19 protein-coding genes are annotated in these 20245 nt (G+C 41.8%); 10 read left to right on the top strand and 9 right to left on the bottom strand.

Going from position 1 to position 20245, the window contains the following annotated elements; genetic code table 11:
* The first annotated feature begins 18 nt into the window (after positions 1-18).
* Positions 19-369 carry a DUF4296 domain-containing protein gene (locus ACFPIK_RS17130; RefSeq protein ID WP_377917511.1) on the top strand — a complete coding sequence of 117 codons (351 nt, stop codon included), beginning with the start codon at positions 19-21 and terminating at the stop codon, positions 367-369.
* The gene (locus ACFPIK_RS17125; protein ID WP_377917510.1) at positions 369-2756 is read left to right on the top strand and encodes an endonuclease MutS2; all 2388 of its coding nucleotides are present in this window, start codon (positions 369-371) and stop codon (positions 2754-2756) included. Before ACFPIK_RS17130 ends, ACFPIK_RS17125 begins: the two co-directional genes overlap by 1 nt.
* Before the next feature lie 54 nt (positions 2757-2810).
* Here ACFPIK_RS17125 and ACFPIK_RS17120 read toward each other — a convergent pair whose 3' ends face one another.
* The 6 genes from ACFPIK_RS17120 to ACFPIK_RS17095 are packed head-to-tail and all read right to left on the bottom strand — an operon-like array spanning position 2811 to position 8460.
* Entirely contained in the window at positions 2811-3299 is a 489-nt protein-coding gene (locus ACFPIK_RS17120) for a hypothetical protein (RefSeq protein ID WP_377917509.1), read from the bottom strand.
* Positions 3300-3357: 58 nt separating this feature from the next.
* A complete protein-coding gene (locus ACFPIK_RS17115) occupies positions 3358-3978 on the bottom strand; it encodes an ABC transporter ATP-binding protein (RefSeq protein WP_377917508.1) in 621 nt (206 codons plus the stop codon).
* Between the two features lies 1 nt (position 3979).
* A complete protein-coding gene (gene lpxA / locus ACFPIK_RS17110; protein ID WP_377917506.1) occupies positions 3980-4759 on the bottom strand; it encodes an acyl-ACP--UDP-N-acetylglucosamine O-acyltransferase in 780 nt (259 codons plus the stop codon).
* The gene (locus tag ACFPIK_RS17105; RefSeq protein ID WP_377917504.1) at positions 4756-6150 is read right to left on the bottom strand and encodes a bifunctional UDP-3-O-[3-hydroxymyristoyl] N-acetylglucosamine deacetylase/3-hydroxyacyl-ACP dehydratase; all 1395 of its coding nucleotides are present in this window, start codon (positions 6148-6150) and stop codon (positions 4756-4758) included. Before ACFPIK_RS17105 ends, lpxA begins: the two co-directional genes overlap by 4 nt.
* Positions 6151-6187: 37 nt before the next feature.
* Positions 6188-7210, bottom strand: a complete 1023-nt coding sequence (lpxD, locus tag ACFPIK_RS17100; RefSeq protein ID WP_377917502.1) for a UDP-3-O-(3-hydroxymyristoyl)glucosamine N-acyltransferase — start codon at positions 7208-7210, stop codon at positions 6188-6190.
* 17 nt (positions 7211-7227) lie between these two features.
* Complete coding sequence (locus ACFPIK_RS17095; RefSeq protein WP_377917500.1) at positions 7228-8460, bottom strand: HD domain-containing protein; 1233 nt, start codon at positions 8458-8460, stop codon at positions 7228-7230.
* A gap of 59 nt (positions 8461-8519) precedes the next feature.
* Here ACFPIK_RS17095 and porX point away from each other — a divergent pair, with 59 nt between their 5' ends.
* From porX to ACFPIK_RS17080, 3 genes are read left to right on the top strand one after another with little or no spacing between them, the layout of a single operon-like run.
* A complete protein-coding gene (gene porX, locus ACFPIK_RS17090) occupies positions 8520-10079 on the top strand; it encodes a T9SS response regulator signal transducer PorX (RefSeq protein ID WP_377917498.1) in 1560 nt (519 codons plus the stop codon).
* Between the two features lie 6 nt (positions 10080-10085).
* Positions 10086-10517 carry a tRNA (adenosine(37)-N6)-threonylcarbamoyltransferase complex ATPase subunit type 1 TsaE gene (gene tsaE, locus ACFPIK_RS17085; protein WP_377917496.1) on the top strand — a complete coding sequence of 144 codons (432 nt, stop codon included), beginning with the start codon at positions 10086-10088 and terminating at the stop codon, positions 10515-10517.
* Complete coding sequence (locus ACFPIK_RS17080; protein WP_377917494.1) at positions 10507-11718, top strand: alanine dehydrogenase; 1212 nt, start codon at positions 10507-10509, stop codon at positions 11716-11718. The genes tsaE and ACFPIK_RS17080 overlap by 11 nt, the downstream gene beginning before the upstream one ends.
* Here ACFPIK_RS17080 and ACFPIK_RS17075 read toward each other — a convergent pair whose 3' ends face one another.
* Positions 11719-12192: a response regulator gene (locus ACFPIK_RS17075; protein WP_377917492.1), complete on the bottom strand. Its 474-nt coding sequence runs from the start codon at positions 12190-12192 to the stop codon at positions 11719-11721. It lies immediately after the preceding gene.
* A 181-nt stretch (positions 12193-12373) separates the two neighbouring features.
* Here ACFPIK_RS17075 and ACFPIK_RS17070 point away from each other — a divergent pair, with 181 nt between their 5' ends.
* The 5 genes from ACFPIK_RS17070 to ACFPIK_RS17050 all read left to right on the top strand — a co-directional run bounded on the left by ACFPIK_RS17070 (position 12374) and on the right by ACFPIK_RS17050 (position 19128).
* A complete protein-coding gene (locus tag ACFPIK_RS17070) occupies positions 12374-14638 on the top strand; it encodes an Rv1355c family protein (protein ID WP_377917490.1) in 2265 nt (754 codons plus the stop codon).
* Positions 14638-15324 carry a hypothetical protein gene (locus tag ACFPIK_RS17065; RefSeq protein WP_377917488.1) on the top strand — a complete coding sequence of 229 codons (687 nt, stop codon included), beginning with the start codon at positions 14638-14640 and terminating at the stop codon, positions 15322-15324. Before ACFPIK_RS17070 ends, ACFPIK_RS17065 begins: the two co-directional genes overlap by 1 nt.
* The gene (locus ACFPIK_RS17060; protein WP_377917486.1) at positions 15321-17423 is read left to right on the top strand and encodes a sensor histidine kinase; all 2103 of its coding nucleotides are present in this window, start codon (positions 15321-15323) and stop codon (positions 17421-17423) included. Before ACFPIK_RS17065 ends, ACFPIK_RS17060 begins: the two co-directional genes overlap by 4 nt.
* On the top strand, positions 17419-18504 hold the full coding sequence (locus ACFPIK_RS17055; RefSeq protein ID WP_377917538.1) for a hybrid sensor histidine kinase/response regulator: 1086 nt from the start codon (positions 17419-17421) through the stop codon (positions 18502-18504). The genes ACFPIK_RS17060 and ACFPIK_RS17055 overlap by 5 nt, the downstream gene beginning before the upstream one ends.
* Before the next feature lie 84 nt (positions 18505-18588).
* Entirely contained in the window at positions 18589-19128 is a 540-nt protein-coding gene (locus ACFPIK_RS17050; RefSeq protein WP_377917484.1) for an inorganic diphosphatase, read from the top strand.
* A 17-nt stretch (positions 19129-19145) separates the two neighbouring features.
* Here ACFPIK_RS17050 and ACFPIK_RS17045 read toward each other — a convergent pair whose 3' ends face one another.
* Together ACFPIK_RS17045 and ACFPIK_RS17040 are read right to left on the bottom strand one after the other, a co-directional pair.
* Entirely contained in the window at positions 19146-19604 is a 459-nt protein-coding gene (locus ACFPIK_RS17045) for a hypothetical protein (protein WP_377917482.1), read from the bottom strand.
* Positions 19591-20196 (bottom strand): acyl carrier protein phosphodiesterase, encoded by a 606-nt coding sequence (locus tag ACFPIK_RS17040; RefSeq protein WP_377917480.1) that lies wholly within the window; start codon positions 20194-20196, stop codon positions 19591-19593. Before ACFPIK_RS17040 ends, ACFPIK_RS17045 begins: the two co-directional genes overlap by 14 nt.
* Positions 20197-20245: the final 49 nt, after the last annotated feature.

The following is a 20245-nucleotide window of genomic DNA, read 5'->3' as shown; positions in this document are numbered from 1 at the left end:
AAAACCTAATTTTAGCCCGTGAAACGAATTCTGTTTTTGATTTTCAGTGCTGTTTTGCTGTTCTCCTGCAGCTCAGAAAGTATCCCCTCGGGTGTTTTGAGTGAGGATAAGATGGTCAATGTACTCGTTGATATCCAGCTCACTGAGGGAGTGGTAAGTGCTTTGCCGGTTTCCTACGATTCTTCCCAAGTACTTTATTCTTTATTGGAAAAAGATGTTTTTGACAAACATGGAGTGACCGATTCTGTTTTCACTCAAAGTATGTTGTATTACCTGGAGGATGCTGCAAAAATGGACAGAATATATACCCGAGTCATTGATTCGTTGGTGGTCCGTGAGAATAATCCGGGAATTGAGGAGCGATTCTGATGCTATTTCCGACCAATCTCGAGCAAAAAATAAATTTCGTAAAAGTCAAAGACCTGCTGAAAGCGGAGTGCACCTCGTCTTTGGGTCAGGACTATGTAGACAAGGTTTCTTTTTCTTCTGACTATAATCTTGTCCAACGACTATTGGATCAGACAGAGGAATTTAGACAGATCCTGATTTCTGGAGAGATTTTCCCTTCTTCCAATTTCACCAACTTGGGTCCATTTTTAGAAAAAGCCAAGTTGGAAGGAGCCTTCCTCGACCAAGAGGAATTTTATGAGGTTAAGCTCGCACTACAGACACTCAGAGGCTGTATTTCTTTTTTTCAAAAATGGGGAGAAAGCTATCCCACACTCAGTGCCCTGCTTGGACTATTGCTCGATCTGGATCTCAATCTCCTGAAAACCATCGACCAAATCATCGATGAAAAAGGTAAAATCCGAAGCAACGCTTCCAAAGAATTACAGCTGATTCGCAGTCAGTTGATTTACGAGGAAGGCAGGTTACGGAAGGTGATGGAGCGGATCTTTAAAGAAGCGAGAGCCAAAGGCCTGACGCCTGAAGATGCTGCCATGACCATTCGTGGTGGTAGAATGGTGATTCCGGTTGCTGCAGAAAACAAGCGCAAACTGCGTGGTTTTATTCACGATGAGTCCGCTACCGGGCAGACGGTTTTCATGGAGCCGGAGGAGGCTTTGGATATCAACAATGAAATCCGTGACCTCGAATACATGGAGAAACGAGAGATCATCCGGATTTTGACCAAGCTCACCGATCAGCTCAGACCATCTATTCCTGCACTTCGCAAGGCTACGAATTTTCTTGGCTTGATGGATTTTATCAGGGCTAAGGCTCGATTTGCTCAAAAAACAGAAAGTGCTAAGCCTGAATTGGTCCGCGAGCGTACCCTTCAATGGACTCGGGCAAGGCATCCGATTTTGGAAATGGCCTTGAAAGGGCAGGGAAAAAGCATTGTGCCGCTCAATGTCAAGCTAGGTGGTCATGAGCGTCTTTTGGTGATTTCCGGACCAAATGCAGGAGGAAAGTCCGTCACTTTGAAAACAGTCGCCTTGCTTCAATACATGCTCCAATGTGGGCTGTTGATTCCTGTTCATCCTGACTCGAAGAGTTCGCTTTTTGATAATTTCTTCATTGACATCGGGGACGAGCAAAACTTGGAAAATGACCTGAGTACCTATTCATCTCACTTGTTGAGCATGAAGCATTTCACTCAGTTTGCCAATAAAAAGACGATTCTCTTTATCGATGAATTTGGTACAGGGACTGAGCCACAGTTTGGTGGAGCCATTGCCGAATCCATTCTCTTGGCTTTGAACAAGCTTGGTGCATTTGGAGTCATTACCACCCACTATGGTAATCTGAAACAAGTTGCCAATAAAAACCAAGGGCTGGTCAATGGTGCCATGCGATACGATGTGGAGCGTCTCGAGCCGATCTATCAATTGGAAATCGGTAAGCCAGGATCTTCCTTTGCCTTGGAGATTGCGTCCAAAATCGGTCTTTCCAAAGAAATTCTCAGCTACGCCAAAGACCATATCGGTGAAGAGCGGGTACGCTACGATCGTCTTTTGACCCAATTGGAAAACGAAAAGAACCAATATGCCGGGCTCCTTAAGGAAGTAAAGGACAAGGATAAATTGCTTCAGACCAGGCTCAAAGAATACAATCAACTCAAGGAAACGCTTGAGCTAACCAAGAAGCGATATATCCAAGAAGCCAAGCTGGAAGCAAAGTCACTCTTGGATCAGACTAACAAAAAAATTGAGTCGGTCATCCGTGAGATCAAGGAAGGAAAGGCCGAGAAAGAAGTGACCAAGCAAGTCCGTCAAGAGTTAGAGGTTTTCAAGGAAGAAATTAAGCCTGAAAAAACAGTCATCAAAGATCCGGAAATTCAGGTTATCGGAGGGAAGATTGAAGCAGGAGACTGGGTACGGTTAAAGGATAACGGTGCTGTGGCCGAGGTGATTTCTGTTAAAAATAAGGATGTGGAAATCTCCATTGGAGATCTTAAATCCAATGTGAAGCTGTCCCGATTGGAAAAAATCTCCAAGACGGAAGTCAAAAAAGAACTCAAAGCGGTAGAGCGAAGAGGGAATTACAATACCAATGAGAAGATGATGGATTATTCCTCCAATCTTGACCTACGCGGAAAAAGAGGAGAGGAGATCTTGCCCTTGATCCAGACCTTTGTAGATGAAGGGTATATGCTGGGAGTCAAAAACCTTAGAATTGTTCATGGTAAAGGGGATGGGATTTTGAGAGAGGTGACCAGAAATCTGCTTAGAACCATGCCTCAAGTCGGCAAAATGGAGGACGAACATGCGGATCGTGGAGGTGCAGGCGTCACTTTGGTTACATTGAAATAGAAAAGGGAGTCAAATTGACTCCCTTTTTCGTTAGGATTGGTGGTGGAATGAGGATTATTTTTTCTGAAGGACAAAGGAATAGGTTCCCGCTACTGCCTGCTGACCGTTGGTTCGGGCTCCAGGCATAGGTACACTGAAATCCAATCTCAAAGTGCTTCCTGTTTGGGTAAAGGAGATTTCTCTCCCAGCCACTGGCTTTGCCCCGGTGAGTTGGATTTTGTCGAAATTGGTACCCGCAAAACTCCAGTTTCCATTGGCATCAAAGAGGTCGTTATTGTTTTTGGTCGTGTAAGTCTTGGAAGTATTCGTGGTATTCAGGACCAATTCAAAAGCGCTATATAGGTCTGTTACTGTCCTGCCATCTCTGGAGACGGAACCACCGCCTGCTACAGCCCATGTTTGTGTTCCTGATCCTGCAAGTGCTTCAGTGGCGATTTGCTCGGGGGTTTTTTGTGGTGTAGGAGTGGGTTTGTCGGGATCACAAGAAGATGTTCCAAAAAAAATCAGCGAAAGCAAAAAGAAAGAATAGAAGCGGGATTTCATAGCATCAATATTAGGAAAGTAAAATTAACCATATCGGTTAAAGATCAAAGGGAAAAGCCTATTTGAAGTCCTCCATCCCTAATTTTTGTGAACAGAACTCGTACTCCCGGGGCTCGTTGGAGCAGACGATTACTAGGCGATTTTTGGTGTAGGTCTGAATGAGACTGAGGTACCATTGAATCCCCTTTTTGTCCAGATTGGAAGTTGGTTCGTCTAGTAAAACAAGAGGTACCTCTGATAGGACTGCCAGTCCCAGTTTGACTCGTTGCTTCATGCCAGATGAAAACTGAGAAACCGGTTTGTTTTGATGAGTTTCCAAGTAGAGAATCTCTATGATTTCTTTAGGACTCAGGTTTAGATGAGGTTTCTTGAACTTAAAATGAAATTCAATCGCTTCCCTCAGGGTGAATTCTTCTGGCAATTCCATGTAGGGAGTGGCCAATGCCAAGGCGGTATACCACTCGGATTCTGCTAGTGGTTTTTCATTCAAAAAGTAGGATAGTTTTCCGGTACTTAAAGGAACAGCTCCGGAGATGCACTTCAATAAAGTGGATTTTCCGGAGCCGTTGCTTCCTGTGATTGCCAGACTGTCACCCGAATTCAGTTCTAAACTCAGGTTTTTGAAAATCCATTCGTATTGAAAGCGCTTTGAAGCTTCTTGTACCTGGATTTTCAGCATATCAGTTAATGTATCCTTTCATGACGCCACGCTCTGAAGATCGAATGAAATTGAGGATTTCATCTCGCTCCTTGGTCGCAGGAAGATTGATCTCTATTTCCTCCAAAGCTCGACTGTTGTTAAGACTATTGAGGAAAAGGTAACGATAGACCTCTTGAATGTGTGCGATACTTTCGCTGGAAAACCCTCTCCTCCTTAATCCCAATGAATTGACACCTGCATAAGAAAGTGGTTCTCTTGCAGCTTTGGTGAATGGAGGGACATCTTTTCTTACCAATGAACCACCGGAAATCATTGCGTGCATTCCGATTTTCACAAACTGATGAATAGCGCTTGATCCACCTACTATTGCCCAATCGTCGATGGAAACGTGTCCCGCGATCTGCACCGAGTTGGCAATGATCACATGACTACCTATCACACAATCGTGCGCCACATGCACATAAGCCATCAACAGGCAATGGCTGCCAACCACCGTAGTTTGTTTATCTACAGTGCCTCTGGAAATAGTCACGCACTCTCGGATAGTGGTATGATCACCAATGACCACAGTAGACTCTTCTCCCTGAAATTTCAGATCCTGCGGAATCCCTGCAATGACTGCTCCTGGGAAAACCTTACAGTTTTCACCGATTCTGGCTCCTGGGTAAATGGTTACATTGGATCCGATCCAAGTATTTTTACCAATAACCACATCTTCATGAATCATGGTAAAAGGATCCACATGAACTCCCTCTGCGAGTTTGGCTTCAGGATGTATAGATGCTAAAGGGCTGATCATAGTTCTTTTCGAGTGATGCTTGCGGTCATTACTGCTTCACATACTAAGGTGTTGCCTACATACGCTTCACCTCTCATTTTGGCAATACCTCTTCGGATTGGGGCGAGAAGTTCACACTTGAATACCAAGGTGTCTCCTGGGAGAACCATCTTTCTAAATTTGCAATTTTCGATTCCCAAGAAGTAGGTCCAGTAATTTTCAGGATCTTCTACCGAGCTTAGAACCAAGATGCCTCCAGTCTGAGCCATTGCCTCCACCTGTAGTACGCCTGGCATTACTGGATTTCCCGGAAAATGTCCCATGAAAAAAGGCTCATTCATGGTTACATTTTTTACGCCTGCCACCACGGTTTCATCCAGATAAATGATCTTGTCAATCAATTGAAACGGATACCTGTGTGGGAGAATATTGCTGATTTGATTAATGTCCATTACAGGAGGTAGCTTTGGGTCGTAATGGGGGATATGTGAAGCCCCCATTTTTTCCATTGCTCTTTTCAGCTTTTTAGCGAATGCTACATTGGCGGCATGTCCAGGTCTTGCTGCCAAAATCTGTGCTTTCAAGGGTCTCCCTACCAAAGCTAAATCTCCTACCACATCCAATAATTTATGTCTCGCCGGCTCATTTCTATACCGTAAATCCACATTGTTTAGGATGCCTTCTTTTTTTACTTCGACAGTTTGCTTGTTGAACATCTTGGCCAAATGAGCCAATTCTTCCTTTTCTACAACTCTGTCTACAACTACAATGGCATTGTTGAGATCGCCACCTTTGATCAGGTTGGAATTATAAAGCATCTCCAATTCATGGAGAAAACAGAACGTACGGCAAGAAGCGATTTCTGACTTGAACTGGCTAATGTCCGTGATAGAGGCGTGCTGACTGCCCAAAACCGGAGAATTGTAATCTACCATCACAGTCACCCGATAATTATTGGTGGGCAAGGCTACCATCTCTACTTCGCGGGCGGAGTCTTTATATTGGATGCTTTCCTGTACCTCAAAAAATCTCCGAAGTGCATTTTGCTCCTCTAAACCAGCATCCTCCAAAACTTCTATGAATTGGATGGAAGAGCCATCCATGATCGGAGGTTCAGGCCCATCCAATTGGATGAGCACATTGTCAATTTCAAGTCCTACCAGAGCAGCCAAAACGTGCTCAACGGTGTACACTCTTGCACCGTTTTGTTCCAAAGTAGTACCCCTGGAAACATCGACTACCAAGTCACAATCGGCATCTACGGTTGGTCTGCCTTCCAGATCTACCCGTTGAAATTTGATGCCATGGTTAGGAGGCGCAGGTAAAAAGGTCATATTTGATACCACTCCAGTGTGAAGTCCTACTCCTGACAGTTCCACCTGGCGCTGGATCGTGTGCTGCTTTACTTTCATTGTGTTATTTTCCTAGCAAAAACTAAAGGCGGTAAAATTAGCCCTTTTTTTCCAGTTGTTGGACTCGCTGTTGCAGTTGGTCCAGATTTTTAAAGACCGCATATGATTTTAGGAATTCCTTTAGGTCCATTGCAATGAAACCGAAAAGTGTTTGCCCTGAGGTTTTGATCGATTTACTGATTCCTGTATTTCCTCCTATAGTTGTATTATCGGCGACTTTGATGTGGCCGGCGATACCAGCTTTGCCTGCAATTACACAGTTTTTTCCTATTTCGGTAGATCCTGAGATTCCTGTCTGTGCTGCAATTACCGTGTTTTCTCCGATGATCACATTGTGCGCAATTTGGACTAGGTTGTCGATTTTTGCTCCCTTTTTTATAATCGTGGAGCCCATCGTGGCACAATCAATCGTGGCATTGGCACCCACACTGACATGATCCTCCAAGATTACATTGCCTATTTGAGGGATTGTCTTGTAGGTTCCGTCTGCCTGTGGAGCAAAACCAAAACCATCCGAACCAATAACCGCACCCGGATGGACCTCGCAATAGTTTCCGATCACAGTATCTGAGCAGATTTTCGCGCCAGGGTGAATAATACTTCCTTTTCCAATTTTCACCCGATCACCAATGTAGGCCTGTCCATGGACCTTGACATCATCTTCGAGCTGGCAGTTTTTTCCGATATAAGAAAGAGCACCTCTGTACCCATTGACTCCCATGGTACTGCTTTCGTGCATGTAGCTGGGTTGCTCAACTCCGACTAGAGAAGTTTTGCTTAGCTGTGCATAGGCTTCCAATAAGGTGGTAAATCCCAAATAAGCATCTTTAACGCGGATGAGCGTCGTTTTGAATGGTTTATTTGGAGTGAATCCTTCCGAAATGATTACCGCAGTGGAATTAGTTTCGTAGAGGTATGGTTCATACTTTTCATTGGCTAAAAAGCTGATTCCTCCGGATTTGCCTTCCTGGATTTTGTCTAAGCGATACACCAGCTGGTTGGGGTCGCCCTCTACGGTTCCTCCTAGGATGGCTGCGATTTGACCAAGTGAAAATTGCATAGGGACTTGGGAGTTGTTTAATTAGGCAAAATTAGTTTTTTGGCTCTGCATACATAATGCTTCTCCACAATCTTGCTCATTACCTTGATGTTTGGTAGGTCAGCGGCACTGGCTACGTCCACGACATCTCCGGATTTAGTCAGAATATTGATTCGATCTTTGGCTACATAGCCGTAATTGCTGACAGTACCAGAAGAAAAGAAATAGTCAATATCTTCTTTTGGGATGTTCAGTTTTTTAAGCGTCTGACTCTTTAATTGCTCCAGTTCGGACAGTGAAAAAGGGTCATTCACCAAATTGATTTTGTAAAGGTTTCGGGTCAAAAACATCTGTGAGATATTTCTCAAAACATAGTCTTCAGATTTTTTCCAGAGTTTGATCGCTCCCCAGATATCAAAGTCGTCCAATTGAAGGAAGTTTTCCAGCAGTTGGGGCTGCCTTTTGAAATCTTCCAGGCTAAGTTGGTTTTTCATGAAAAATTCAAACTCTTCTGTCACATGAAATTCCATGCCCGATTGGGCGAGGTGTTTTGCACGCTGAATAAGGTTGATGAGCATTTTCTCGGCACTGACGGTGGTTTTGTGCAAATACACCTGCCAATACATCAGCCTGCGTGCACTGAGAAAATTTTCAATGGAATAAATTCCCTTTTCCTCGATGACCAATTGTCCATCATTTACCGCCATCATTTTGATGATACGATCCGCGCCAATCGTCCCTTCTGATACTCCCGTGAAAAAACAATCTCTTTGCAAGTAGTCCAATCGATCAATGTCCAATTGGCTGGAAACCAGTTGATTTAAGAATTTTCTATCGTATTGGTTTTTGAAAATGGTCAAAGCCAAGTCCAATTTTCCTCCAAATTGCTCATTGAGTAACTCGATGGTCATAAGGGATAACTCCTCGTGTGGAATGCCATTCAATAAGCTGTATTCCAAGGCATGCGAAAAGGGTCCGTGCCCAATGTCATGAAGCAATATGGCAATCAAGGCTGCTTCATATTCCTCATCTGAAATCTCCGTACCCTTGATCCTTAAATTATCTAAAGTGATGCTCATGAGGTGCATAGCTCCCAAAGCATGGTGGAACCGGGTATGCAAAGCTCCCGGATAAACAAAATCAGTCAAACCCAACTGACGGATCCGGCGTAATCTCTGAAAGTAAGGGTGATCAATGATGGCAAAAATCAACTCGCTAGGGATGGTAATGAAACCATACACGGGGTCGTTTAGTATTTTCTGGCTTTTCAATCAGCACTCATTTGAATGACTCAAAAGTAATTATAATTTTAGAAGAAAAGGGAGCAAACATGTCTCAAAAATTCCATATTCTTTGGGCAGATGATGAAATTGATCTGCTTAAACCACATATTCTTTTCCTTCGGGAAAAAGGATGTGAAATTACCACGGTCAATTCTGGAGTCGATGCCATCGAAGAGGTGGAGGAGAAAAATTTCGATGTAATTTTTTTGGATGAAATGATGCCAGGGATGACCGGATTGGAAACCTTACAGCAGATCAAGCACATCAAGCCTCAGATTCCGGTAGTCATGATTACCAAAAGCGAAGAGGAGCATATCATGGACGATGCCATCGGTGGCAAAATCGCCGATTACCTCATCAAGCCGCTCAATCCAAGTCAGATTTGGCTCTCAGTGAAAAAAATTCTTCAAAACAAACAGTTGGTTGATTCCAAAACTGCGCAAAACTATCAGCAAGAATTTATGCAGATCAGTTATGCCTTGGGAGATGCAAATGATCATCAAGCTTGGGCTGATCTGTACAAGAAGCTCACCTTTTGGGAATTGGAAATAGATTCAACAGAAAACAAAAGTATGCTTGAGGTTTTGGAAACCCAAAAGGCAGAGGCCAATGCTTCATTTTCCAGATTTGTTAAGGAAAATTACTTGGATTGGATGAAAGATAGTAATCCAGATAAGCCTTTGATGTCACATCAAGTGATGAAAGAGCGGGTATTTCCGGTTTTAAAATCAAAAAAGCCTGTTTTTTTCATTGTGATTGATAACCTGAGATTAGATCAGTGGGAAGAAATCGAGTCATTAATCAGTCCCTACTTTCATGTGGAGGAAAAGTCTACGTATTACAGCATTCTTCCTACCACTACAGCTTTTGCCAGAAATGCACTTTTTTCAGGAATGATGCCTGCTGATATGGCTAGGTTGTATCCAAAATTCTGGGAAGACGAAGACTCAGAAGAAGGTAAAAACAACTTTGAAGAGGATTGGATCAGAATCAACCTAGAGAAAAACAGGTTGCCCGTGAAGTTTTCCTACCATAAAATCATTCAGACCCAGCAAGGAAAAACCGTACTGGATCAGTTTCATACCATGCTCCAGAATGATCTCAATGTGTTGGTTTACAACTTTGTGGATATGGTTTCCCATGCTCGTACAGACATGAAAATGATTCGAGAGCTCGCTCCGGATGAATCTGCCTACCGATCATTGACCAAAAGCTGGTTTGAGCATTCTTCACTTTTTGAGCTGATGAAGAAAATCCAACATGCTGGAGGAGAAGTCATTGTCACCACCGACCATGGGACGAAAAAAGTAAACAAGCCCTACCGAATCATAGGGGATAAGAATGTGACCACAAACTTGAGATATAAGCAAGGTAAAAATCTAAACTTTGAGCCGGGTAAAGTATTTGAAATCCGAAAGCCGGAAGAGGCAAAGTTGCCACGATTGAATGTTTCTACCTCTTATGTCTTTGCGGTAGAGGATTATTTCTTCGCCTATCCCAATAATTATAACTACTACGTGAACTACTACAAGGATACTTTCCAGCATGGAGGGATTTCATTGGAGGAAATGATTGTTCCGATCGTACATTTGCGACCTAAAGGATAAACTGTTTTGGAGTCATTTTCATACGAGCTGGAATCTATCGATCAAGCTGCCTACCGGATAATTCAAGAAGCAGGAGAGGATAAAATCTGGGTTTTCAATGGCGAAATGGGTGCCGGAAAAACCACCCTGATAAAAACCCTTTCCAACTTGATGAATATACAAGACCCGGTGAGCAGTCCTACTTTTGGTATAGTCAATGAGTACCGTACAGCAATTGGTGACTTGATTTATCATTTTGACTTTTACAGGCTTGATGAACCAATGGAAGCATTGGAAATCGGGATAGAAGAGTATTTTTATAGTGGAAAAATTTGCTGGTTGGAATGGGCTGAACGAATTGCCCAATTTTTGCCGGATAATTTTTTCCTGATTACCATTGAGACAGAATCCAGTACCAGGAGAAAAATCACCCTTCAACATTCCCAAAATGCCTGCTGAATTAACCGGTTTAACCTCCGTAGGGTTGATTCCAAAAGAGTCGCCAGTGCTTTTAAAAAAAGGCGGTAAGTCCCTTCAAATAGGAATCCCCAAGGAAAGATCCTCTCAGGAAAAACGCATAGTGCTCACTCCTGAATCAGTAGGATTATTGGCAAACAATGACATTGAAGTCATGGTAGAGTCCGGTGCAGGAATTCAGGCCAAGTTTAAAGATCAGGATTACGCTGATGCCGGGGCAAAAATCGTCTATTCCCGAAAAGAAGTGTTGGCAGCAGATGTAGTTTTGAAAGTAGAGGCACCCAGCGAAGATGAAATAGCAGACATGTCGCCGGGAGCTTGTCTTATCTCAGCATTGCAGCTTGAAAAACAAACTCCTGAGTTTATCAAAGCACTGAATGAGAAGAAAATTACGGCGGTTGCTTTTGAATACCTAGAGGATAAGGTGGGAGGAATGCCTGTAGTGCGAGCCATGGCTGAGATTGCAGGAAGTACGGTCATGCTGATTGCCGCGGAGTACTTGTCAAGTGTCAATGAAGGGAAAGGCTTAATTCTTGGCGGAATTACCGGTGTGCCGCCCACTCAGGTGGTAATCATCGGTGCAGGGACTGTGGCAGAATATGCTGCAAGGACCGCCTTAGGTTTGGGAGCAAGTATCAAAGTTTTTGACAATCATATTTATAAGCTTCGGCGAATCAAGCAGTTGCTTGGACAGCAGATCTACACTTCCACAATTGATAACTTCAGCCTCTCTCAGGCATTGGCTGAGGCAGATGTGGTAATTGGAGCTCTGCGAGCGGAAAAAGGAAGAAATAAAATTGTAGTCACCGAAGAGATGGTGGCTAATATGATTCATGGCAGCATCATTATCGATGTAGGGATTGATCAAGGGGGATGTATCGAAACATCGAGAATGACCACTCATGACGAGCCTACCTACCAGGTCCATGACATCATCCATTATTGCGTGCCCAATATCGCATCAAGAGTGGCCAGAACGGCCTCTTATTCGTTGAGCAATATCTTTACTCCGATCATATTGCAGATGAATGATCTAGGTGGAGCGGAGGAAATGATTTTTAATTACAAATGGTTCTTGCGTGGAGTTTACACTTACCGAGGTAGTTTGACCAATGCCTTTCTGGCCAAAAAGTTCGGCATCAATCATAAGGAATTGCAGCTATTATTGGCTGCCAGGTATTGATTAAGAAAGGAGGTTTTGTCTGAGCAAAAACTCAAGTTGCTCATTGGCCTTTAGTAGGGCATCAGTGAGTCTTTCATTTTCTCTTCTCAAAGAATAGATCTCAAAAGCGTTTTTGATGACTGTTCTTAAATAATCTTCCTCCCAAGGCTTGGTGAGGTAATGGTAAACTTGGCCTTTGTTGATTGCATCGATTACCGCTTGGATGTCTGTATATCCAGTCAAAAGGATTCGAATAGGCTTTGGGTAGGTGGGGATGATACTTTCCAAAAATTCAACCCCAGTTCTCTCAGGCATTCTTTGGTCTGTAATGATGATGTCCACCTCTTCATTTTTCAACAATTCAACGCCCTCTTTGGCCGAAATGGCTAAAAAAATCTTGTAATCCCTTCGGAATGTGGCCTTAAATGCCTGAAGGTTGTTTTCCTCATCATCCACATAGAGGATTCTGATTTTATCTTCGGATTTCGTCTCCATTTTCGATCTATTATTGGCATACAAATAACTGATTTTGGTTTTAATTCACAAACAGCACAATTAAATGAGGTCAAAATCAGATTGATAATTAATTTTTTAGCCGATGTTTTTTTAAATACTGAAAAAATTGACTTAATTCCGAATAATTTAACTTTACTGAGCTTGTCACCTATTAAAGCTTATGATTACTTCTTTAAAAATTGATTGGAATGATCAATTTTTACCTCTTTTATTAAACCCTTCAGTATCATCAGACTGGCAGGTGATTGAAGACCTGAAATCCAATCCTCAGATTCGGGTTTGTGATGAAATACAATCTCAAGTTGAAGATTTAATCAAAGGGAACCATCCGGATTTGCAGCTTTCAAAGGCTGAACTTACTGAAAGAGCCAAGGATTTTTTAAAAAACAGTGACGGAGATAAGTATGGATGTTGGGTCTTTTATCCTTGGAAATATTCCTTAGTCCACCTTCTCCCCAAGGAAGACTTTATAAAGGTCCGTACACTTCGCAATCACTACAAAATAACACCTTCAGAGCAGCTTGAGCTTTCGAAGAAAAAGATTGGAATAATTGGACTCTCGGTAGGCCAAAGTATAGCGCTCACCATGGCTTTGGAACGAAGTTGCGGGGAAATGAGGCTGGCAGATTTTGATACACTCGAGCTCAGTAATTTGAATCGATTGAAGGCAGGTGTAGCCAGTTTGGGTGTTGAAAAATTGATTATTGCTGCCAGGGAGATTTCTGAGATTGATCCATTCATCAAACTCACTCTTTTTAGAGAAGGTATAACGGAAGCAAATATCGACTCATTTCTTCATGATGGAGGTAAATTGGATTTGGTGATTGACGAATGCGATAGCTTTGATATCAAGCTGCTGATCAGAGAAAAAGCCAAAGCCGTTCAAATCCCGGTGATGATGGATACATCAGACAGAGGGATGTTGGATGTGGAGCGATTTGATCAGGAGCCAGAAAGAAAAATATTTCATGGTCTGCTTGGGGAAGTGGACCTCAGCATGATTAAAAATCTGACAATCACTCAGCGGATTGCTTTTGGTTTAAGGATTACCGGCTTGGAGACCCTATCTCCCCGAATGAAGGCGTCATTGCTCGAGGTAGGGCAATCTATTTCCTCATGGCCTCAGCTCGCTTCCGGGGTGTTTTTAGGGGGAGCTTCAGTTGCTCACGTGGGTAGGAAATTATTGCTGGGAGAAGCGGTGAAATCCGGACGTTACTATGTGGATTTCGATGAGTTGATCCCTGTAGAAGTAGAGGATTTCAATTTCGATACTCCAAGTTTCATCCCTGCCCATTCTGAAGTTTCCATTCCAAATAATGTAATGCCTTCAGCCTATCTGCCCACCAAAGAGGAAGTCATTCAATTGGTAGAAGCTGCAAACCTTGCCCCGTCAGGAGGAAATGTTCAGCCATGGATTTGGCTTTATGATAAGAAGGGATTACTTCACTTGATCCATGATCAAGCCAGAAGTCATTCTTTATTGGATTTTAGAGGTACAGGATCTTTAATTGCATTCGGATCAGCTTTGGAAAATCTGAGATTGAAAGCGGGGAAGATGGGGATAGAGATTGAGGAGGTGATTCAAATCAAAGAATTTGATGAATCCCATATTGCGACTATAAGATTTGTCTCTAAACTGCCACATTCATTGCCGATCCCTCATGCAGAATTGGTTGAAGGTTTGGGATTAAGATGTACCAACAGAAAAAACGCAAAGCGTAGAAGGCTGTCTCCTGAACAGATGCAGGCTGTTTTTTCATTCATTGAAGATTCACAACTATCACTTAAGCATCTTGAGGAAGATGCTGATCTGGAGCAGTTGGCCAAGGTGATTGGAGGAATGGATCGAATGAGACTTTTTCATCAACAGGGTTTGGCGGATTTTATCAATGAAGTCAGATGGTCAGATCGTGAAGCTAGGGAGACTAAAGACGGTATTGATATAGCTACGTTGGAGTTGTCAGGAGCTGAAAGAGCCGCGATGGGATTGTTGAAGGATCCCAGAACGGTTAAGTTTTTTAGAAAATTTGTAATGGGATACGGATTGACTAAGATTTCCAAGGATACCATTACATCGTCATCGGCTATGTTTCTTTTAAATGCTGCCAAATTTGACGCAGCGTCCTATCTATTAGCTGGTAAGGTGCTACAGCGCATCTGGATTTGGGCCAACCTACAGGGCTTAAGTTTTCAGCCAGTCACTGCTTCTTTGTTCATATTTCATAAGGTTTTGAAGGAGAGTGACCATGGATTTAGTGCAGAGGAAGAGACCTCGATTAAACAATTGAAGGATTCTTTTGATTTTCTGTTCAAGTCTGAAAAGAAAATGGAAGAAATATTTATGTTTAGGCTCAATTTCGCTGATAGTCCTACCATGAGAGCATACCGTAGAGAGGTGCTTGATACCCTTAAATTCCTTGATTGATGTTTAGGTTGATTGCTTTTAAGGCAATAAATGATCCGATCCGTTGTGGCAAATTTATCGAAGGCCATCGCCAAGTTTTGGAGAGCATAGGTGTGAAAAAAGTAACTTCAGCCAAGGAAGATTGGGTCAATAATCCAGACGTCATTGTGGTGATAGTTGAATCCGAGGAAGATGGGAAAGTCTATGGTGGAGCCAGGATCCACAAAGCCAACAAGGAGTTTCCCCTTCCTATGGTTGAAGCCATTGAAGAGTTGGACAGTTCGATAAAGGAGGTAATCAATAAAGACTTGGATGCCGGCACCGGTGAAGTGTGTGGCCTCTGGAATTCCAGGCAGATTTCAGGTCTTGGAATTGGGGCTATTTTTATGTCAAAGGCCTGTTTGGCTTTGACACCGAAATTAGGCCTCACTTCCCTATATGCGTTGTTTGCCCCAACTACGGTTAAACTAGGATTAATGATGGGATATGAGATCCTTACTCAGGTGGGAAACAATGGTACCTTTTATTATCCTAAATTAGATTTGATTGCAACAGCAATGAAATTGCATGATGCAATTAATCTACCGCTTACCGCACAAGAACATAGAGATTCAATTTTTCAAATTAGAGAGAATGAAAGATTACTGATACATGAAGAGTATAGAGGTCATATAGTTAAACTTGAATACACATCTTATTTACAATGAAAAAAACTCTTTTATTTTTAACTTTTACACTTATAGTAGCAGCTTCCTGTACACAAAATAAGAAAGATGATTTTTCATTTATCGGATGGACTACAAGTGAAGAAATAAATGGTGATGTAAACAATTTATTAAATTTTAATGACAGTCAGTTTAATTTATCAAATTCCAGCGACCTTGCCTTAGGTTATTCAGAACAGGACTTTTGGATTAAGTTGGTTTTAAATAAGCCTGTTAATCCAAATGAAGAGGTTATTTTGGAGTTTAGTAATCCTATGCTGAATGAGATTCAGATTTACTCTTCAGAGGGCACTCTCTTAAAAGATTTAGGAAGGATAAATTTTGAGTGGAATGATAGAGCTACTTTTTTTAATCAATTTAAACTTCCTTCTCATGTAGGACAGACTTTTTATGTTAAAGTAAATAGCTTTGGTAACAATAATGTGCCTATCAATCTGGTAGATAGCACGGATGAAAACTGGACATTAGATGAGCGAAATGTCTTTTTTGGGATCTACTTTGGTATTATCCTAGCCATGTTTATTTACAACATGTTTTTATGGGTTTCTACTAAAGAAAATATCTATGGGCTATATATTTCATACATATTTTTTGTAGGTCTTACTCAAGGGATTTTAGGAGGATATGTGGATTCCTACTTCTTTCCTGACAATGATTATTTGAAAAAATATAGTTTTTACCTCAGTACAGTGATGGTAAATATTGTGGGTATTTATTATTCACTTCGTTTTTTGAATATCAAGAAAATGAGTCCCAACATATTTAAAGTTGGACTCACAATTATTGGAGTATATTTCTTCATTTTATTGGCCTTCCTTTTCGATTTCGGAATCGGTCAATTGAAGATCAGATTGCTTCAGATATTCTTAGGGATCGTTCCTTCTTACCTATTGGGAATTTCCTTATACAGCCTAAGAAAAGGCTACAGACCTGCGAAATTTTTCCTTTTCTCCTGGTTCCTTTTGATTTGCAGTATGGTGATATTCCTTCTCAGTGATCTGAATATTCTCCCTCACAATTTTTTGACGAATTACATCTTCACCATCGGATCAATCTTTGAAGCTTTATTGCTCTCTTTTGCATTGGCAGATAAAATAAATATCCTCAAGAAAGAGAAGGAAGCTGAGCAAATCGAAAAACTTCGGGTACTCCGGGAAAATGAAGACCTCATCAAAGAGCAGAATACCAAACTTGAAGAGAAGGTAAGGATTCGTACCGACGAGCTCGAACAGGCGGTCAGAAACCTCCAAAATACTCAAAGCCAGCTGGTAAGTCAGGAAAAAATGGCTTCCTTAGGACAGCTTACAGCCGGTATTGCGCACGAGATTAATAACCCAATCAATTTTGTCAGTTCCAATATCGCGCCTCTCAAAAGAGATATTAAAGATATTATGGAAGTGATTGAATTTTACAGAGCATCCGCATCAAAGGAATTTTCTCCTGAGACCAAGAAAGAAGCCAAAAAACTGGAAGAGGATTTGGAACTGGACTATGTACTGGATGAAGTAGAACAGTTGCTCAAAGGCATGGAGGATGGTGCAAAGAGAACCGTAGAGATTGTGAAGGGACTTAGGTTATTCTCCAGGGTTGACGAACAGGATATTAAAAAAGTGGATCTTCATGACGGGATCAATAGCACGATTATTTTATTGAATAGCTCTATCCCTGGAAAAATCAGAATAGTGCGAGATTATGGCGAACTTCCTATGGTGGAATGCCTTGCAGGTAAAATCAATCAGGTGTTTATGAATATCATTAACAATGCGGTTCATGCGTTGGCTGATAACTTGGATAAAATCGCAGATCCTGTAATTACGATTAGAACAAGGGCTTTACCCGATCAGGTAAAAATTGAAATTGAAGATAATGGACCTGGCATGCCGGAACACGTGAGACAAAGGATTTTTGAACCATTTTTCACGACCAAGCCTGTCGGTAAAGGCACCGGTTTGGGGCTTTCTATAGTTTATTCTATTATTGAAAATCACAAGGGTACCCTGGAAGTTGTTACAGAGGAAGGGCAGGGGACTTCATTTATTATTTCGCTTCCTATCTACCAAAATATCCCAAAGTATGATTGAAAATAACATCAACGTACTCTACATCGATGATGAGGACAATAACCTCAAGTCTTTTAGAGCTACACTTCGGAAGGACTTTAAGATTTTTACCGCTATCGATGGAGAAGAGGGACTAAGAATCGCTCAAGAAGAAGAGATACACGTGGTCATTGCAGACCAGCGTATGCCTGGAATGACGGGTACCGAATTTTTCGAGCGGATGGTGCAGATCAATCCTGATCCCATCCGAATTCTTTTGACTGGCTATTCTGATATCGCAAGTGTGATTGATGCGATCAATAAAGGAGAGGTTTATCGATTTATTGACAAACCATGGAACATTGAGCAGATTAAAAACTCCATTAAAAATGCTGCTGATATCTATTTCATGAGGAGAGAACTCAAAGAAAAGAATCTCAAATTGAAAAAGCTTCATTCCGAGATGAATCAGTTTGTCTACAGCTTATCTCATGAACTCAGGGGGCCACTGATGAGTATTTCGGGTGTGTCCAAGCTGGCAAAAATGGAAGTTTCGGATCCCAATGTCTTGGAATATTTTGAAATGATAGATACCGCCACCGGAAAGCTGGACGACTTTATCTACAAAATGTTGGATTTTTATCGATCTACCAAAATAGATCACAAAGTAACTGAGATCCACTTTCAGGATGTGGTAAATCAGCAAATGATTGCCTACCGGGAAAAGTTTGATCTGACACATTTTCATATCGAAGTACAAGTCAATCAAAAAATTCCTTTTTTCTCAGACGATTCCAAAATCCGGGTGATTTTAAACAACCTTTTCAGCAATGCCGTCCAGTTCCAAAAAAGTCAACCAGGACCAAAGCGAATCAGTCTTACAGTAGATGTTTTTGATAATCAGGTAATAATTACTTTGGAAGACAATGGGATTGGAATTGAGGAAAGACATAGAAGTGATGTTTTCAATTTGTTTTCCAGGGCTACCCAACGAAATGTAGGTACCGGATTGGGGCTATATATGGTGAAGGAAGCGGTTGAGCAAATGGGAGGGAAAATCCATCTTGAATCACAAATTCATGAAGGCACTACCGTCACCGTGACCTTGCCTAGTATGAATTAGGCTGAAGCCCTCCATAAAAGTCGACCTCAGCATGTATCTTTGCAGCGGCAAAAGCCGATTTTTCACACTTAAAGAATACTAAAAATGATTAATCCTTGGCATGACGTCAACATCGGGAAGGAAGCTCCTGAGTACGTGATGGGTGTTATTGAAATTCCTAAAGGAAGTAAAGGCAAGTACGAGTTGGATAAGAAGACAGGCATGCTTCTTTTGGATCGCGTCTTATTCTCTGCGGTCCATTATCCGGCAAACTATGGTTTCATCCCCCAAACATTCTGCGAAGACCATGACCCTCTTGACATCCTGATTATCTCGCAAATTGACATCCCATCCATGACCTTGGTCAAGGCAAAAGTAATTGGGGTCATGCGTATGATCGATGGCGGTGAAGCAGATGATAAGATCATCGCGGTAGCAGCCGGAGACCAATCTGTGAACTATATCAATGATATTGAGGAATTGCCCCCGCATTTGATGAAGGAAGTTCATCGCTTCTTTGAGGATTACAAAAAGCTGGAAAACAAAGAGGTAATCGTGGAGGATTTTCTCGGGAAAGATGAAGCCATGCGTATCATCAATGAGAGTATCGCCATGTACGATCGGAATTTCCGAACAGCCAGATAAAGCAAGAGCCTGAGAAATCAGGCTTTTTTCATTTTTATTTGTTGCTTTTGCGCTTTCTTTTTAAGGTAATTGACAAATTCAGTGTAAGCTTCGTGCTCATGGTTGGAAATGGAGATTGAATTTTTGTCCTGAAAGACAATTGTCACTTGGCGAAACTCGCGCTTATTTGCTACTACAGTTTCCTCTTCCCATGCTAAAATTTCAGATACAGGATAGACTTTGGTACTTCCTCTCAAGGGTAGTTTGATCACCACATGGTCTTTTCCTGCTGAAACAAATCGCCATCCTGCCATCATTTTAACCAAAAGCATCAATACCACCAGAGTGATCAAGGAAGAGGCTAACAAATAAAACCAAAGTCCAAAGCTACCTTTATAGCTGAAGTCCCTCAGGATGAGCACAAGGCCCGTCAATAGGATTAATACTACTAGGCTTAAGGAAATGTAAGTGGAGATTTTCGGCTTAATGACGACCATGCAGGTGTTGAATTTCTTGAAGTTTTGCTTTGGCAAAAGTCTCCAAATCCCTGAAGAATGCGAAAAAAATCACTTCAAATTCTGCTTCTTTTTCTCGAAGAAGCGATGTGCTCTCATTCATTTTGGAATCAAATTTTGCCCTCCGGGTCATTCCATTGAGTGTCCTCTGAATTCCTTCAAGCTCCCGGTAGTGTAAAAGCCAATTTTGGCTTTTCATCCAGTAAAACATCTCTCCAAATCGCTGAGGTAGATCCGGGAGGTGTTTTTCCACGATGAAATAGGCGTGAGAAGCAAATTCTTCCAAGGAAGTACTGGAATACTTATTCCAATTTTTGGCCAAAAAATAATCGAAGAAGATATCTGTAATCACGCTGGAATAGTGCCTGAATTTGGGTCTGAGATAGCTTTGTCCTGCCTTTACCAAGGGATGCGCATCCGTAAATGAATCGATTTCTCGATGAAGCAGAATTCCTGTTTGGATATCCACAGAAAATTGTTGGAGATCCTTTCCCTTAATAAAATCTGCCACAAGGTTGCCAACCAAGATCTCCTCCTGACCAAAAGACAAATACGCGTGCGCTAGAAAATTCATGGGAGTTGTAAAAAGAGAAAACCCTTGGACTTTTGTTTAGTTTGCACCC

It is taken from the genome of Algoriphagus aquatilis (genome assembly GCF_042657405.1).
Classification (GTDB): domain Bacteria; phylum Bacteroidota; class Bacteroidia; order Cytophagales; family Cyclobacteriaceae; genus Algoriphagus; species Algoriphagus aquatilis.
The sequence above is the reverse complement of the archived record's forward strand: the minus strand, read 5'-3'. Positions and strand labels throughout refer to the sequence as shown.

Excerpts from the sequence above, each read along its gene's own strand:
- ACFPIK_RS17125 (WP_377917510.1), top strand. The coding sequence starts at position 369 with ATGCTATTTCCGACCAATCTCGAGCAAAAAATAAATTTCGTAAAAGTC.
- ACFPIK_RS17120 (WP_377917509.1), bottom strand. The coding sequence starts at position 3,299 with ATGAAATCCCGCTTCTATTCTTTCTTTTTGCTTTCGCTGATTTTTTTT.
- ACFPIK_RS17115 (WP_377917508.1), bottom strand. The coding sequence starts at position 3,978 with ATGCTGAAAATCCAGGTACAAGAAGCTTCAAAGCGCTTTCAATACGAA.
- lpxA (WP_377917506.1), bottom strand. The coding sequence starts at position 4,759 with ATGATCAGCCCTTTAGCATCTATACATCCTGAAGCCAAACTCGCAGAG.
- ACFPIK_RS17105 (WP_377917504.1), bottom strand. The coding sequence starts at position 6,150 with ATGAAAGTAAAGCAGCACACGATCCAGCGCCAGGTGGAACTGTCAGGA.
- lpxD (WP_377917502.1), bottom strand. The coding sequence starts at position 7,210 with ATGCAATTTTCACTTGGTCAAATCGCAGCCATCCTAGGAGGAACCGTA.
- porX (WP_377917498.1), top strand. The coding sequence starts at position 8,520 with ATGTCTCAAAAATTCCATATTCTTTGGGCAGATGATGAAATTGATCTG.
- ACFPIK_RS17080 (WP_377917494.1), top strand. The coding sequence starts at position 10,507 with ATGCCTGCTGAATTAACCGGTTTAACCTCCGTAGGGTTGATTCCAAAA.
- ACFPIK_RS17075 (WP_377917492.1), bottom strand. The coding sequence starts at position 12,192 with ATGGAGACGAAATCCGAAGATAAAATCAGAATCCTCTATGTGGATGAT.
- ACFPIK_RS17070 (WP_377917490.1), top strand. The coding sequence starts at position 12,374 with ATGATTACTTCTTTAAAAATTGATTGGAATGATCAATTTTTACCTCTT.
- ACFPIK_RS17065 (WP_377917488.1), top strand. The coding sequence starts at position 14,638 with ATGTTTAGGTTGATTGCTTTTAAGGCAATAAATGATCCGATCCGTTGT.
- ACFPIK_RS17060 (WP_377917486.1), top strand. The coding sequence starts at position 15,321 with ATGAAAAAAACTCTTTTATTTTTAACTTTTACACTTATAGTAGCAGCT.
- ACFPIK_RS17050 (WP_377917484.1), top strand. The coding sequence starts at position 18,589 with ATGATTAATCCTTGGCATGACGTCAACATCGGGAAGGAAGCTCCTGAG.
- ACFPIK_RS17045 (WP_377917482.1), bottom strand. The coding sequence starts at position 19,604 with ATGGTCGTCATTAAGCCGAAAATCTCCACTTACATTTCCTTAAGCCTA.
- ACFPIK_RS17040 (WP_377917480.1), bottom strand. The coding sequence starts at position 20,196 with ATGAATTTTCTAGCGCACGCGTATTTGTCTTTTGGTCAGGAGGAGATC.